This is a genomic window from Streptomyces sp. B1I3 (assembly GCF_030816615.1).
Classification (GTDB): domain Bacteria; phylum Actinomycetota; class Actinomycetes; order Streptomycetales; family Streptomycetaceae; genus Streptomyces.
Genome location: NZ_JAUSYD010000001.1, coordinates 3,393,541 through 3,407,938 on the forward strand (window position 1 = coordinate 3,393,541; position 14,398 = coordinate 3,407,938).

Genomic DNA, 14,398 nt, shown 5'->3' on the forward strand with positions numbered 1-14,398 from the left:
GTACAAGGGGTGGGGTTATCCCTACTTCACCTCACCCACGAACCCCATGGCGTGGGCGTCCCCCGCCCGGCAGGCTGGTCGTATGACCTTGAGCCCTCCGCTGCCGGACCACGACCCGTCGGACCACGGCCCCGCGGACGCCGGCCCCTCGGACCACGGCCCCGTGGACGCCGGCCCCGCGGACCGTGACCCGTCGGACCCCGCGCGGCACGACGACACCGCGCCGCCGCCCGCGCGCTTCGCCTTCGACCGGTGGACGTGGAAGGAGATCGCCTATCTCCTGGCCAATCTTCCGATGGCGATCGCCGGGTTCGTGTACACGGTGTTCCTCGTCGGCGTGGGCCTCGGGCTGTCAGTCACCGTGGTCGGCCTGCCGCTGCTCGCCCTCGGGCTGCGGGGCGCCCGCGGGATCGGCCGTGCGGAGCGGGGCCGGGCGCGGGGGATGCTCGGGGTGCGGATCGAGGAGCCGAGCCCGATGGTGCGCAGCCACCGGGGCCACGGCTTCTTCCCCTGGCTGTGGTCGGGGCTGAAGGACCCGGTGGCCTGGAGGGCGATGCTGTATTCGTTCATCCGCCTGCCGTGGGGTGTGGCGACGTTCGCCGTGACGCTGGTGGGCCTGTTCGTGCTCTGGCCTGTACTGCCGTTCATCGCGCGGGGGCTGGCGAACGCGGACCGGGCGATGGTGCGTGGCATGCTGTCGCCCTCCGACGAGCTGGAGCGCAGGATCGCCGAGCTGGAGTCGGACCGGGGGGTGGTCGTGGACACCGCCGCCGCCGACCTGCGCCGCATCGAGCGCGACCTCCACGACGGCGCCCAGGCCCGCCTCGTCGCCCTCGCCATGGGCCTCGGCCTGGCCAAGGAGAAACTCACGGACGACCCCGAAGCCGCCGCCCGCATGGTCGACGAGGCCCACGGAGAAGTGAAGGTCGCACTCCAGGAACTCCGCGACCTCGCCCGCGGCATCCACCCCGCCGTCCTCACCGACCGCGGCCTGGACGCCGCACTCTCCGCCATCGCCTCCCGCTGCACCGTCCCCGTGGACGTGTCGGTGGAGCTGGCCGGCCGGCCGGTGGAGGCCATCGAGGGCATCGCGTACTTCACCGTGTCCGAGCTCCTCCAGAACGTCAGCAAGCACAGCCGCGCCCGGTCGGCGTCGGTCGAGGTCCGGCGCACGGGGGACCGGCTGCTCATCGAGGTGCGGGACGACGGTGTGGGAGGCGCACGGCTGGACGGCGGCACGGGCATGTCGGGTCTGGCGGAGCGGCTGGGAGCGGTCGACGGGGTGTTCGTCGTGAACAGTCCGGCCGGCGGGCCCACCACCGTCACCGCCGAGCTGCCCTGGCGTGACCGCGCGGAGGTCGCGACAGCGGGCGCCTGAGCACACGTGCGTCGGAGTTCCGTGGGCCAGGGGGTGGGGAAAACCCCCGGCCCGATACGGCGACCGCCCTCATGGTGCGAAACGCCGGGCCGCAGCAGTCTTGAGGTACCGGCGTCGTACCGGCACGCGGGACGCCCCCGCCACCACGGCACGCGGGGAGTCCCCGCCGAAACGACCTGCGGGAGTCCCCGCAAACGACCTGCGGGAACTCCCGCCCGGACGACCGGCGGGATGTCCCCGCCCAGAAGAAACGGACGGACGCCACTGATGGCCACGGCATACGGACCGGGCACGCGGGACCTCCAGGGCCCCGGGGCCGGATCGGGGGGCCGCCCCCCGGCGCAGCACTTCTTCCCGGCCGCGGTGCGGGCGCCCTTCGAGGCGCGCACCTGGCGTGAGCTGGGCTATCTGTTGCTGAGCTTGCCCATCAGCGTCGTGCTGTTCAGCTTCGCGGTCACCATGACCTCGCTGGGCCTGGGCATGCTGATCACCTTCCTCGGCATCCCCGTCCTCGCCGCCGGACTGGTCGTGTGCCGTGGCTTCGGCGCGATGGAGCGCAGCCGGGCGCGCGGGCTGCTGAAACTCGAGGTGGCGGACCCCGCTCCGGTGCGCGGGAGGACGGGCGGCCTGCTGTCGTGGGTCGGCGCGGTCCTCAGGAGCGGGGTGTCCTGGCGGCACCTGCTCTACGCGCTGCTGCACCTGCCGTGGGCGGTCTTCGCGTTCGCCGTCTCGCTGACGTTCTGGGCGTACGGGTGGGCCGCGTTCACCTATCCGCTGTGGCACTGGGTCTTTCCGGCCTACGTGGGCGTCGACGGCGTGCAGCTGTACGGCGACAGCACTCACCAGGTCTACCTGGACTCGTCCCTGGACCTGTCGCTGACCAGCGGTCTCGGTCTGGTGATCGTCATGGTCACGCCGTGGATCATCCGCGGTCTGGCGTCGGTGGACCGGCTGATGGTGGTCGGCCTGCTCGGCCCCTCCCGCCTGGCGACCCGGGTCTCGGAGCTGGAGTCGGACCGGGGGGTGGTCGTGGACACCGCCGCCGCCGACCTGCGCCGCATCGAGCGCGACCTCCACGACGGCGCCCAGGCCCGCCTCGTCGCCCTCGCCATGGGCCTCGGCCTGGCCAAGGAGAAACTCACGGACGACCCCGAAGCCGCCGCCCGCATGGTCGACGAGGCCCACGGAGAAGTGAAGGTCGCACTCCAGGAACTCCGCGACCTCGCCCGCGGCATCCACCCCGCCGTCCTCACCGACCGCGGCCTGGACGCCGCACTCTCCGCCATCGCCTCCCGCTGCACCGTCCCCGTGAAGGTCGTGGTGGACCTGGAGGCGCGGCCCGCACAGGCCATAGAGGGCATCGCGTACTTCACCGTGTCCGAGCTGCTGCAGAACGTGAGCAAGCACGCGCGGGCCACCCGTGCCTCGGTCGACGTGTGGAGGGCGGCGGACCGGCTGATGCTGCAGGTGACCGACAACGGGCGCGGCGGAGCCGATGTGTCGTCGGGCAGCGGGCTGGCAGGGCTGACGGAGCGGCTGGACGCGGTGGACGGCATCCTCGTCGTCGACTCCCCCGCCGGGGGACCCCACCACGGTCACCGCGGAGCTCCCCTGGCGGGGCTGAGACGCCGCGCCGGATTCCCGTACGGGGATCCCGGCGCGAAGGCTCGCGAGCAGGAATCCGCGCGCCCGCGCCCCGGCCGCTCCGCGGCGGCCGGGGCGCGGCGGCGCGCGACCGGTCGGCCACCCGCGCTGCCCGCGTCGGCAAACCGCGGGACAGGGCCCGTCCGGGCACTGATGCTGGGATGCTGGGGGCAGCAGGGGGCGCCGCACCGAGCGGCGTGCGCGGAGCAGGACCGACAGTGGGGGACACAACGTCGTGGAGGACAGGGTGCGGGTCGTCATCGCCGAGGATTCGGTACTGCTTCGGGAGGGACTCACCCGGCTGCTGACCGATCTGGGACACGAGGTCGTGGCGGGGGTGGGCGATGCCGAGGCACTGATCAAGACGGTGGGTGACCTCGCCGCGCTGGACGCGCTTCCGGACGTCGTGGTCGCCGATGTGCGGATGCCGCCGACCCACACCGACGAGGGTGTGCGGGCCGCGGTACGGCTGCGCAAGGAGTACCCGGACATCGGGGTGCTGGTGCTCTCGCAGTACGTCGAGGAGCAGTACGCCACCGAACTGCTGGCGGGCAGCAGCCGGGGCGTCGGATACCTGCTCAAGGACCGGGTGGCCGAGGTCAGGGAGTTCGTCGACGCCGTGGTGCGGGTGGCGCAGGGCGGGACCGCGCTGGACCCCGAGGTGGTGGCCCAGTTGCTGGGCCGCAGCCGCAAGCAGGACGTGCTGGCCGGGCTCACGCCGCGCGAACGGGAGGTCCTCGGTCTGATGGCCGAGGGACGGACGAACTCCGCGGTCGCCAAGCAGCTGGTGGTCAGCGACGGGGCCGTGGAGAAGCACGTCAGCAATATCTTCATGAAGCTGGGCCTGTCACCCAGTGACGGGGATCACCGTCGCGTACTGGCGGTTCTCACCTACCTCAAATCCTGACGGCCCACGTGAACCGCGTGATCCACCGGCAGTGATCCATCAACGGTATCCGGAACCGCGTCCTGGAGCCGCGCGCCGGAAACATGATCGACGCCCCACCGGAAAACCATGATCGGAACCCGATCCGGAACCTCCGGGGAACGCGATCCGGAACCTGATCCGGAACCACCGGCCTACGTCGAAAGGCTGAGTCCGCAGGGTCGGGGTGACTGCGGCCGGGGCTTGTGAAATGGGACGGAGTCGGAAGAATTCATGTCTCGGAATCGCGTCCACCATATGATCGGTCCAAGGAAGGCGACCCTTACAGAAGTAGGGTGGGGCCTGGACCGCCGGCGGGCCGGCCGGTCCCGTGCCGCCGCCCCGAGGGAGGTCCAGTTCAGTGACCAGCCAGGTCAGTAGCCCAGCCGGAAAGACCGATGAGGCCAGCGAGGCTGTCATCGGGGAGCACAGCGCCCCCTTTACCGATGGAACCGGCACCACCGAGAAGGAAATCCGCCGCCTGGACCGGGTGATCATCCGTTTCGCGGGTGACTCGGGTGATGGCATGCAGTTGACGGGTGACCGGTTCACCTCGGAGACGGCGTCGTTCGGGAACGACCTGTCGACGCTGCCGAACTTTCCGGCCGAGATCCGGGCCCCTGCCGGGACGCTGCCGGGCGTGTCGTCGTTCCAGCTGCATTTCGCGGACCACGACATCCTGACGCCGGGCGACGCACCGAATGTGCTGGTCGCGATGAATCCGGCGGCGCTCAAGGCGAATATCGCCGACGTGCCGCGCGGGGCCGACATCATCGTGAACACGGACGAATTCACGAAGCGTCCCATGGCCAAGGTCGGATATGCGGTGTCGCCGCTGGAGGACGGATCGCTCGAGGCGTACAACGTGCACCCGGTGCCGTTGACGACGCTGACGATCGAGGCGCTGAAGGACTTCGGGCTTTCCCGTAAAGAAGCCGAGCGGTCGAAGAACATGTTCGCCCTCGGGCTGCTGTCGTGGATGTACAACCGTCCGACGGAGGGTACGGAGAAGTTCCTGCGGGCGAAGTTCGCGAAGAAACCGGTGATCGCCGAGGCGAACGTGGCGGCTTTCCGGGCGGGCTGGAATTTCGGCGAGACGACCGAGGATTTCGCGGTCTCCTATGAGGTCGCCCCCGCTTCGCACGCCTTTCCCACGGGCACGTACCGCAATATCTCCGGAAACCTGGCCCTGTCGTACGGGCTGATCGCAGCGGGCCGGCAGGCGGATCTTCCGCTGTACCTGGGTTCGTATCCGATCACCCCGGCCTCGGACATCCTGCACGAACTCAGCAAGCACAAGAACTTCGGCGTGCGGACGTTCCAGGCCGAGGACGAGATCGCGGGGATCGGTGCGGCGCTCGGTGCGGCCTTCGGGGGGTCCCTCGCGGTGACGACGACCTCGGGGCCCGGGGTGGCGCTGAAGTCGGAGACGATCGGTCTGGCGGTGTCGCTGGAGTTGCCGCTGCTGATCGTGGACATCCAGCGCGGCGGTCCCTCGACCGGCCTGCCGACGAAGACGGAGCAGGCGGACCTGCTGCAGGCGATGTACGGACGCAACGGCGAGGCCCCGGTCCCGGTCGTCGCTCCCCGGACCCCGGCGGACTGCTTCGACGCGGCCCTGGACGCGGCGAGGATCGCCCTGACCTACCGCACCCCGGTCTTCCTGCTGTCCGACGGCTACCTGGCGAACGGGTCGGAGCCGTGGCGGATCCCCGAGATCGACACCCTGCCCGACCTGCGCGTGCAGTTCGCGACCGGCCCGAACCACGAACTCGCCGACGGCACAGAGGTGTTCTGGCCCTACAAGCGGGATCCCAGGACGCTGGCCCGGCCGTGGGCCGTACCGGGCACGCCGGGGCTGGAGCACCGGATCGGGGGGATCGAGAAGCAGGACGGCACGGGGAACATCTCCTACGACCCGGCCAACCACGACTTCATGGTCCGCACCCGCCAGGCCAAGATCGACGGCATCGAGGTCCCCGACCTGGAGGTCGACGACCCGGCCGGCGCGAGCACTCTCGCCCTGGGCTGGGGCTCGACGTACGGGCCGATCACCGCGGCCGTCCGCCGGCTGCGCGCGGCGGGCGAGACCGTCGCCCAGGCGCACCTGCGCCACCTCAACCCGTTCCCGAAGAACCTCGGGGACGTGCTGAAGAGGTACGACACGGTCGTCGTCCCGGAGATGAACCTCGGACAGCTCGCGACCCTGCTGAGGGCCAAGTACCTCGTGGACGTACGCAGTTACACCCAGGTCAACGGAATGCCCTTCAAGGCCGAGCAGCTCGCCACAGCCATCAAGGAGGCCAACGGTGCCTGACGCCCCCGCCAACGAACTCCTCCACCTGGTCCCCAGGGCCGAGGGCGCGCAGTCCATGAAGGACTTCAAGTCCGACCAGGAGGTGCGCTGGTGCCCGGGCTGCGGTGACTACGCCGTCCTCGCGGCCGTGCAGGGGTTCATGCCCGAGCTCGGGCTGGCCAAGGAGAACATCACGTTCGTCTCCGGCATCGGCTGCTCCTCCCGCTTCCCGTACTACATGAACACCTACGGGATGCACTCGATCCACGGCCGGGCACCCGCCATCGCGACCGGACTGGCCACCTCGCGCCGCGACCTGAGCGTGTGGGTCGTCACGGGCGACGGCGACGCCCTGTCCATCGGCGGGAACCACCTCATCCACGCCCTGCGCCGTAACGTCAACCTCAAGATCCTGCTCTTCAACAACAGGATCTACGGGCTCACCAAGGGCCAGTACAGCCCGACGTCCGAGGTCGGCAAGATCACCAAGTCGACGCCCATGGGTTCGCTCGACGCGCCCTTCAACCCGGTGTCGCTGGCGATCGGTGCCGAGGCCTCCTTCGTGGCCCGCACCATCGACTCCGACCGCAAGCACCTCACGAGCGTGCTGCGCGCCGCCGCCAACCACCCCGGCACGGCACTGGTGGAGATCTACCAGAACTGCAACATCTTCAACGACGGCGCCTTCGACGCCCTGAAGGACAAGGAGAGGGCCGAGGAGGCCGTCATCCGGCTGGAGCACGGCCGGCCGATCCGGTTCGGGGCCGACGGCGGCAAGGGCGTCGTCCGCGACGCGCTGACCGGTGACCTCGAGGTCGTCGCCGTCACGGAGGAGAACCAGTCCCGCGTCCTCGTCCACGACGCCCACAACCCCAGCCCCACCACCGCTTTCGCCCTCTCCCGCCTCGCCGACCCGGACACCCTGCACCACACCCCCATCGGGGTCCTGCGCAGCGTCGAACGCCCCGTCTACGACACCCTGATGGCCGACCAGCTCGACACCGCGATCGAGCAGCACGGCAAGGGCGACCTGAGCACGCTGCTGGCGGGCAACGACACCTGGACGGTCGTGGGCTGACCGTTCGTCACGCCCTCGTCCTTCCGGCAGGCCCGGAGCCGGCCCCACCGGTCAGCTCCGGGCCTCGTCGTACGCCTCGCGCGCCGTCTCCACCGCGTCCAGCCGGCGCTCCACCCAGCGGGCCAGCCCCCGGACCTGTTCCGCGGCCTCCTCGCCGAGCGGCGTCAGCGAGTAGTCCACGCGCGGCGGGATCACGGGCTTGGCGTCACGGTGCACGAAGCCGTCACGTTCCAGCGTCTGCAGGGTCTGGGCCAGCATCTTCTCGCTGACACCGCCCACGGTGCGCCGCAGCTCGCTGAAACGGTACGGACGCTCCAGCAGCGCGGCCAGCACCAGCACACCCCAGCGGCTGGTCACGTGCTCCAGCACCAGCCGGGACGGGCACATCGGCTGGGTGACGCCCGGGATCCTGCCCGCCGTGGCACCGCTCGTCGCACTTACGCTCATGCCAGTACCTTACTTCAAAGTGGGTACTTTCTTTTGGTTAGTGCTGGTCCTACGGTGAGTGAACAGAGTCCGCACGGATCAGCGCACCGATCAGGTGCACCCAGGAGAGAAGAACCCATGAGCATCGTTGTCACCGGAGCCACCGGCGAGCTCGGCCGTCTCGTCGTCGAGCAACTGCTCGCCACGGTCCCCGCCGAGGAGATCATCGCGGTCGTCCGCAACCAGGAGAAGGCCGCCGCCCTCGCCGCCCGCGGCGTGGGGATACGCGTCGCGGACTACGACCGGCCGGAGACGCTGGCCCAGGCGTTCCGGGCCGGCGACCGCGTCCTGCTGGTCTCGGGCAACGAGGTCGGCAGGCGGGTGCCGCAGCACACGGCCGTGATCGGGGCCGCCGAGGCCGCGGGGGTGGCCCAGCTCGCGTACACCGGCGTCCTGGGCGGGCCGGACGCCGACTTCCAGCTGGCCGCCGACCACAAGGCGACCGAGCGGCTGATCCTCGACTCGGGGCTGCCCTACACCTTCCTGCGCAACGGCTGGTACACCGAGAACTACACGGCGAACCTGGCGCCCGTCCTGGAGCACGGCACCGTCGTGGCCAACGCCGGTGACGGCCGGATCGCCTCCGCCACCCGGGCCGACTACGCCGCCGCGGCCGCCGCGGTGCTCACCGGCGAGGGCCATCTCGCCGCGACGTACGAGCTGAGCGGTGATGTCGCCTGGTCCCTGGCGGAGTACGCCGACGCCGTGGCGGCGGCGGCCGGCAAGGAGATCACCTACTCCGACGTTCCCGCCGCCACCCACCAGGAGATCCTCGTCCGGGCCGGGCTGCCCGAGGGCTTCGCGGCCATCCTCGTCGACGTCGACGAGGCGGTCCGGCGCGGGCTGCTCGCGGGGACGAGCGGCGACCTCGCCCGCCTGATCGGCCGCCCGACGACGCCCATGGCCGAGACGGTGGCCGCCGCGGTGGCCACCATCTGAGAACACTCCGGAACGCTCCCCGCGAACCGCCCTTCGAGACGTCCCACGACCGGCATGTCACGACCGTCGCCGTGAGACGGGTATGACACGGGGCCCTCGCGGCGCTACCGTCGTGCGGTCGGCCGATCGCCGGCGCCAGGGAGTGCCAGGAGGGCCCGTGAAGGGGAAGAACGAACAGCGGGCAGGGCTGCTGTACGGAATCGGCGCGTACGGGATGTGGGGCCTCGTCCCCCTCTTCTGGCCGCTGCTGGAGCCCTCCGGGGCGATGGAGATCCTCGCCCACCGGATGGTCTGGTCACTGGGCGCCGTCGGGATCGCCCTGCTGGCCGTGCGCCGCTGGGCCTGGATCGGCGAGCTGCTCCGGCAGCCCCGGAAGCTGGCACTGATCACGACCGCCGCCGCCGTCATATCGGTCAACTGGGGCCTGTACATCTGGTCCGTCAACAACGGCCATGTCGTCGAGGCGTCGCTGGGCTACTTCATCAATCCCCTCGTCACGATCGCGATGGGTGTCCTGCTGCTCGGCGAACGGCTGCGGCCCGCACAGTGGACGGCGGTGGCGACCGGATGCGCCGCGGTGCTCGTCCTGGCGATCGGGTACGGGCAGCCGCCGTGGATCTCACTGACGCTGGCCTTCTCCTTCGCGACGTACGGCCTGGCGAAGAAGAAGGTCGACATGGGCGGCCTGGAGTCCCTGGCCGCCGAGACCGCCGTCCTGTTCGTGCCCGCACTCGGTTTCCTGCTGTGGCTCGGCGCACGCGGTGACGCCACGTTCCTGGCCGGCGGCGCGGGGCACGGCGCCCTGCTCGCCGCGACGGGGCTCGTCACCGCGATCCCGCTCGTCTGCTTCGGCGCGGCGGCGATCCGGGTACCGCTGTCCGTGCTCGGGCTGCTGCAGTATCTGGCGCCGGTCTTCCAGTTCGCCCTCGGCATCCTGTACTTCCACGAGGCGATGCCACCCGAGCGGTGGGCCGGATTCGCACTGGTCTGGGTGGCACTGATGCTGCTGACCTGGGACGCGCTGCGGACGGCGCGGCGCACGAGGGCGGAGGCGCTGCGCCTGGCCGTACGGGCGGCGGAGGCCTCGGCGCCGACCGGTACGGATTCCGCCTACCCGGCGGGCACCGGCACGGACTCCACCACCCCCTCGGGACAGGCGACGGGTCCGGCCACCCCTCGATAGCCCGCCTCCCCCACCTGGGCATTACTCAGTTGCATTTTTTACTTGGTTGCGTTTTCCTGGTCCCCGGACGACGTGAATCGAGGAGCAGGCATGACCGATGTACTGATCGTGGGCGCGGGCCCCACCGGACTGACCCTGGCGTGCGACCTCGCACGGCGAGGAGTCGCCGTCCGGATTCTGGAGAGGTCACCGCGATACCCGCGCAGTTCGCGGTCGAAGGGCCCCAATGCCCGTTCCCTGGAGGTCCTGGAGGACCTCGGGGTCGTCGACGCGGTGCTGGCGGCGGGGTCGGCGCCCCTGCCGATGCGCAAGTACCGCGACGGCTCGGCGGTGGCCGAAGCCGACCCGTACGCGGAATGCTCACCGACACCGGACGCGCCGTACGACCGGGGCCGGCTGATCGCCCAGTGGCGCCTGGAGGAGATCCTGCGCGACCGCCTCGCCTCGTACGGCGTGCACGTCGAACTGGGCGCCGAGGTCGTGGGCATCGCTCAGGGTGCCACCGCCGTGACCGCCGAGCTCGCAGACGGCTCCCGCGCCGTGGCGCGGTACGCGGTGGGCTGCGACGGGGGTCACAGCTCCGTACGGAAACTGCTCGGCGTCCCGTTCGACGGGAAGACGGACGAGGAGCAGGTGATGGTCTGCGGCGACGTCGAGATCACGCCGGGCGTCCTGGACCGGGGCGTCTGGCACCAGTGGTTCGACGAGGACGGCGCGGTCATGCTGTGCCCCGTCCCCGGCACCCGGGCGGGCTGGTGGTTCCAGTCCGGCCCCGAGCGGGACGCCGCCGGTCGGGCCGTGGCTCCCTGCCTCGAAGGCTTCCGGCGACTCTTCGCCCGGCACACCCGGCTCCCCGGCGAGCACCTCACCGAGGCCACGCTGCTCTCGACGTACCGCGTCAACGTGCGCATGGTGGACCGCTACCGGGTGGGCCGGGTGTTCCTCGCGGGTGACGCCGCCCACGTACACGCCGTCGCGGGCGGCCTCGGCATGAACACCGGTATCCAGGACGCCCACAACCTGGGCTGGAAGCTCGCCCAGGTGGTGCGGGGCCGCGCGGAGCCCGAACTGCTGGACACGTACGAGGAGGAGCGGCTCCCGGTCGCCGCCTGGACGCTGGACCTCACCTCGGCCCGGCTGCGGGCCACGCTCGAAGCGATCAGGAAGCCGGGCGGCGGACTGGACAGCGCGATCACCTCCGAGACGGCCGGACTCGACCGCGGCTACCGGTGGAGCTCACTCTCCCGCCCAGGACGGGAAGACCGCGACCTGCGGTCCGGCGACCGGGCACCCGACGCGCCGTGCCGCGCCGCGGCCACCGGCACCCCGACCCGCCTCTTCCACACCTTCGCCGGGCCGCACTTCACCGTGCTCGGCTTCGGCGCACGCTCGGCCCGGGCGCTGGAGGAGGCGGCCACCACCCACGGCGACGCGGTACGGGCCTACCGGGTGTACGGCCCCGGGGATGACCGGGCGGTCTCCGCCCCCACGGGCGGCCCCGACGGGCTGCACGACGACGAGGGGCACGCACGGTCGGCGTACGGCGTCGAGGAGGACACCGTCGTCGTGATCCGCCCCGACAACCACGTCGGGCTGATCGCGGAGGCCGGCGACACCCTGGCGGTGCGGCAGTACCTCGACGCGCTCGACCGGGCACCCCGACGGGACCGGACGGGTACGGCAGACATGGTGGACGGCGCGCGCAAAGGCTGATTGAGTGCCCGGGATGGGGATAGTTCTGGGGGACATGAGGCACGTCCAGTGGCATGAGCTGCGCCATGCCCAGGGTTCCGCGTCCCAGGTCCCCGGCCTGTTGTCGCGGATCGCCTGGGGTGACGGCGAGTCCGCCGAGGACGCGCTGGGCGACCTGAGGCGGTGGATAGGCGCCATGGCGCTCTTCGATTCGACCGTCGCCACCGTCCCGTTCCTGTGGGAGCTGGCCGGCACGGAGACGGTGAGGGACCGCGCGGGGGTGCTCGACCTGCTGCGGACGATCCTCGCCCGCGGGCACGCGCACCAGCCGGAGTGGGCGCGGGCCGCGCACGTCGCGGTACTGACGGGCCGGCCGACCGCCGAGCGGCTGGCCGGGGACGGCGATCCGGCGGTGCGCGAAGCCGCCGGGACGTTCCTCGCCTCCGCCGACGGGCACGCGTGCGGGGTCTGCCCACCGGCCTGAGCGCCGTCCGGCCCCCTCGCGGCGGAATTCGTCCCGCTCCCGGCGATTTTGTTGCCGGTCAGGTCGCGCACCCACTATGAACGGTCACATGACCCTGCACTGGAAAGTCGTCATCGACGCAAGCGACCCGCACGGCCAGGCCGACTTCTGGGCGGAGGCCCTCGGCTACCTGGTCGAGGACAACAGTGTTCTGATCGGGCAGCTGCTCGAGGCCGGGGCCCTGCCCGAGTCGGCCACGGTCGAGTCCCACGGGCGCCACGCGTTCCGCGATCTCGCGGCGGTGCGGCATCCCGACGATCCGTACGAGGAGAGGACCGGCACCGGTCTCGGGCGGCGCCTGCTCTTCCAGCGCGTACCGGAGCCCAAGACGGTGAAGAACCGCCTCCACCTGGACGTGCACGCGGCCCCCGGGCAGCGCGACGCGGAGGTGGAGCGGCTGGTGTCCCTGGGGGCCGGCGTGCTGCGCAGCGTCGAGGAACCGGGCGGTTCCTGGCAGGTGCTCCTGGACCCGGAGGGCAACGAGTTCTGCGTCCAGTGACCGGCTGACCGCCCACCCGTGACCAGGACGGGAGGCCCCGAGCGGGAGGCACCCCGGAGTGGGAGGGTCCGAGGCGGGAGCCGACCGCCCGAGGCCGGAGCGGGCGGGCCGAGGCGGGCGGCGTCCGCCCGGGGGCCGATCTCTCTAGTCTGACCCCATGTTCACGCAACCCGCCTACGCCCTCGTCGCCACGGACCTGGACGGCACCCTTCTGCGCTCCGACGACACCGTGAGCGCCCGCTCGCGCGCCGCCCTGGCCCGTGCCACGTCGGCCGGTGCACGGCATCTGATCGTCACGGGCCGGCCGGTGCCCGGCATACGCGCCCTGCTGGCGGACCTCGCCTACGAGGGCCTCGTGGTCTGCGGGCAGGGCACCCAGGTGTACGACGCCGGCTCCGCGCGGATGCTGAGCTCGGTCACGCTCGACCGGGAACTGGCCGACACCGCGCTCGGCAAGATCGAGGCCGAGGTCGGGCCGGTGTTCGCCGCCGTGGACCAGGACGGGCCCGAGGGCAGGACCCTGATCGAACCGGGTTACCGCATGCCGCACCCCACGCTCCCCGCGCAGCGGACCCGGCACCGCCGCGAGCTGTGGGAGGCCCCGGTCATCAAAGTCCTGGTACGCCACCCGCGGCTGACGGACGACGAACTGGCCACCGCCGCCCGCGCGGTCGTGGGCGAACTGGCGACCGTCACCATGGCGGGCCCCGGCACGGTGGAACTGGCGCCGTACGGCGTGGACAAGGGGACCGGGTTCGTGCTGGCCGCCGAGGCCCTGGACCTCGACCCCGCAGGCGCGGTGGCCTTCGGCGACATGCCGAACGACCTGCCGATGTTCCGCCGTTCGGGTCACCGGGTGGCGATGGCGGGCGCCCACGCCGAGCTCAGGGCGGTGGCGGACGAGATAACACTGTCGAACGACGACGACGGCGTGGCGGTGGTCCTTGAGCGACTGTTCGGCCAGGACTGACGGCCGTAGGACTGACGGCCGCAGGGCTGACGGCCGCACGGGCCTGCCCCGGGCCGCCGGTCACGGCGCCGACCGTGCGGGGCGCCGGCGGACGGCAGGGCGCACGGGCACGCGGACGGGGCGGGGCGGAAGCCCTGCCCCTCAGCCCGTGTCCCCCGGGGCCGCCCCCAGCGACCGCAGGACATGGGCCACCAGCGCGGCGACCGTCTCCTCGTCCTGGGCGGGCTTGCGCAGCACGTGGCGGTAGTAGACGGGACCGTAGAGCATCTCCACCGCGAGCGGGAGGTCGGCATCGGCCGGGATCTGCCCCTGCTCCTGCGCGCTGCGGAGCCGTCCCACCGCCGCCTCGAAGCGGGGGTCGACCAGCTGCGCGCGGACGGCCCCGGCCAGCTCGTCGTCATGGTGCATCTCGGACAGGATGCCCGCGTAGGCCGGTCCGTACGGCGGCGTCGAGATGAGCTTCACCGCGCTGTTGATGTGGTTGCGCAGGTCGGCCGCGATGTCGCCGGAGTCGGTGAAGGGCGTGGCTCCGACGAGTGCCTCGGTGAAGGCCTCGAGCAGGACCGCGCCCTTCGACGGCCACCAGCGGTAGATCGTCTTCTTGCTCACGCCGGCGCGGGCGGCGATGGCCTCCACGGTGACCCGGCCGTACCCCTTCTCCGTACACAGTTCCAGCGCGGCGTCCAGCGTCGCCCGTCGTGATCGCTCGCTGCGGCGCACGGAACTCGGCGATGTGATCATTCGGTGAGCATAGGGGGATTCCGGCCACCGCTTATTGACAGCTC

Annotated in this window: 12 protein-coding genes and 1 pseudogene; 11 read left to right on the forward strand and 2 right to left on the reverse strand. The window is 71.5% G+C overall.

Annotation, left to right across the window (positions count from 1 at the left end; all coding sequences use genetic code 11):
• Positions 1 to 82 precede the first annotated feature (82 nt).
• From QFZ58_RS15495 to QFZ58_RS15515, 5 genes and pseudogenes are all read left to right on the forward strand, one after another.
• Complete coding sequence (locus QFZ58_RS15495; RefSeq protein WP_307125503.1) at positions 83 to 1,378, forward strand: sensor histidine kinase; 1,296 nt, start codon at positions 83 to 85, stop codon at positions 1,376 to 1,378.
• A 267-nt stretch (positions 1,379 to 1,645) separates the two neighbouring features.
• Positions 1,646 to 3,002 (forward strand): annotated as a pseudogene (locus QFZ58_RS15500) (sensor histidine kinase).
• A 267-nt stretch (positions 3,003 to 3,269) separates the two neighbouring features.
• Positions 3,270 to 3,929: a response regulator transcription factor gene (locus QFZ58_RS15505; RefSeq protein ID WP_307128876.1), complete on the forward strand. Its 660-nt coding sequence runs from the start codon at positions 3,270 to 3,272 to the stop codon at positions 3,927 to 3,929.
• Between the two features lie 379 nt (positions 3,930 to 4,308).
• A complete protein-coding gene (locus QFZ58_RS15510; protein WP_307125504.1) occupies positions 4,309 to 6,264 on the forward strand; it encodes a 2-oxoacid:acceptor oxidoreductase subunit alpha in 1,956 nt (651 codons plus the stop codon).
• The gene (locus QFZ58_RS15515) at positions 6,257 to 7,321 is read left to right on the forward strand and encodes a 2-oxoacid:ferredoxin oxidoreductase subunit beta (RefSeq protein WP_307125505.1); all 1,065 of its coding nucleotides are present in this window, start codon (positions 6,257 to 6,259) and stop codon (positions 7,319 to 7,321) included. Before QFZ58_RS15510 ends, QFZ58_RS15515 begins: the two co-directional genes overlap by 8 nt.
• Positions 7,322 to 7,372: 51 nt before the next feature.
• Here QFZ58_RS15515 and QFZ58_RS15520 read toward each other — a convergent pair whose 3' ends face one another.
• A complete protein-coding gene (locus QFZ58_RS15520; protein ID WP_307125506.1) occupies positions 7,373 to 7,768 on the reverse strand; it encodes a helix-turn-helix domain-containing protein in 396 nt (131 codons plus the stop codon).
• A gap of 117 nt (positions 7,769 to 7,885) precedes the next feature.
• Here QFZ58_RS15520 and QFZ58_RS15525 point away from each other — a divergent pair, with 117 nt between their 5' ends.
• The 6 genes from QFZ58_RS15525 to QFZ58_RS15550 all read left to right on the forward strand — a co-directional run bounded on the left by QFZ58_RS15525 (position 7,886) and on the right by QFZ58_RS15550 (position 13,613).
• The gene (locus tag QFZ58_RS15525; protein WP_307125507.1) at positions 7,886 to 8,746 is read left to right on the forward strand and encodes an SDR family oxidoreductase; all 861 of its coding nucleotides are present in this window, start codon (positions 7,886 to 7,888) and stop codon (positions 8,744 to 8,746) included.
• A gap of 157 nt (positions 8,747 to 8,903) precedes the next feature.
• Positions 8,904 to 9,929, forward strand: a complete 1,026-nt coding sequence (gene rarD, locus QFZ58_RS15530) for an EamA family transporter RarD (protein ID WP_307125508.1) — start codon at positions 8,904 to 8,906, stop codon at positions 9,927 to 9,929.
• Between the two features lie 90 nt (positions 9,930 to 10,019).
• The gene (locus tag QFZ58_RS15535; protein WP_307125509.1) at positions 10,020 to 11,642 is read left to right on the forward strand and encodes an FAD-dependent monooxygenase; all 1,623 of its coding nucleotides are present in this window, start codon (positions 10,020 to 10,022) and stop codon (positions 11,640 to 11,642) included.
• Between the two features lie 13 nt (positions 11,643 to 11,655).
• Positions 11,656 to 12,105: a hypothetical protein gene (locus tag QFZ58_RS15540; RefSeq protein WP_307125510.1), complete on the forward strand. Its 450-nt coding sequence runs from the start codon at positions 11,656 to 11,658 to the stop codon at positions 12,103 to 12,105.
• 88 nt (positions 12,106 to 12,193) lie between these two features.
• A complete protein-coding gene (locus QFZ58_RS15545) occupies positions 12,194 to 12,643 on the forward strand; it encodes a VOC family protein (protein WP_307125511.1) in 450 nt (149 codons plus the stop codon).
• A gap of 157 nt (positions 12,644 to 12,800) precedes the next feature.
• A complete protein-coding gene (locus QFZ58_RS15550) occupies positions 12,801 to 13,613 on the forward strand; it encodes an HAD family hydrolase (RefSeq protein ID WP_307125512.1) in 813 nt (270 codons plus the stop codon).
• Between the two features lie 141 nt (positions 13,614 to 13,754).
• Here the strand turns inward: QFZ58_RS15550 and QFZ58_RS15555 are convergent, their stop codons facing one another.
• The gene (locus QFZ58_RS15555) at positions 13,755 to 14,354 is read right to left on the reverse strand and encodes a TetR/AcrR family transcriptional regulator (RefSeq protein WP_307125513.1); all 600 of its coding nucleotides are present in this window, start codon (positions 14,352 to 14,354) and stop codon (positions 13,755 to 13,757) included.
• Between the last annotated feature and the right edge of the window lie 44 nt (positions 14,355 to 14,398).

What these genes read in the sequence shown, in the direction of transcription:
- QFZ58_RS15545 (WP_307125511.1), top strand. Translation starts at nt 12,194, where the DNA reads ATGACCCTGCACTGGAAAGTCGTCATCGACGCAAGCGACCCGCACGGC.
- QFZ58_RS15555 (WP_307125513.1), bottom strand. Translation starts at nt 14,354, where the DNA reads ATGATCACATCGCCGAGTTCCGTGCGCCGCAGCGAGCGATCACGACGG.
- QFZ58_RS15535 (WP_307125509.1), top strand. Translation starts at nt 10,020, where the DNA reads ATGACCGATGTACTGATCGTGGGCGCGGGCCCCACCGGACTGACCCTG.
- QFZ58_RS15550 (WP_307125512.1), top strand. Translation starts at nt 12,801, where the DNA reads ATGTTCACGCAACCCGCCTACGCCCTCGTCGCCACGGACCTGGACGGC.
- QFZ58_RS15525 (WP_307125507.1), top strand. Translation starts at nt 7,886, where the DNA reads ATGAGCATCGTTGTCACCGGAGCCACCGGCGAGCTCGGCCGTCTCGTC.
- QFZ58_RS15495 (WP_307125503.1), top strand. Translation starts at nt 83, where the DNA reads ATGACCTTGAGCCCTCCGCTGCCGGACCACGACCCGTCGGACCACGGC.
- QFZ58_RS15520 (WP_307125506.1), bottom strand. Translation starts at nt 7,768, where the DNA reads ATGAGCGTAAGTGCGACGAGCGGTGCCACGGCGGGCAGGATCCCGGGC.
- QFZ58_RS15540 (WP_307125510.1), top strand. Translation starts at nt 11,656, where the DNA reads ATGGGGATAGTTCTGGGGGACATGAGGCACGTCCAGTGGCATGAGCTG.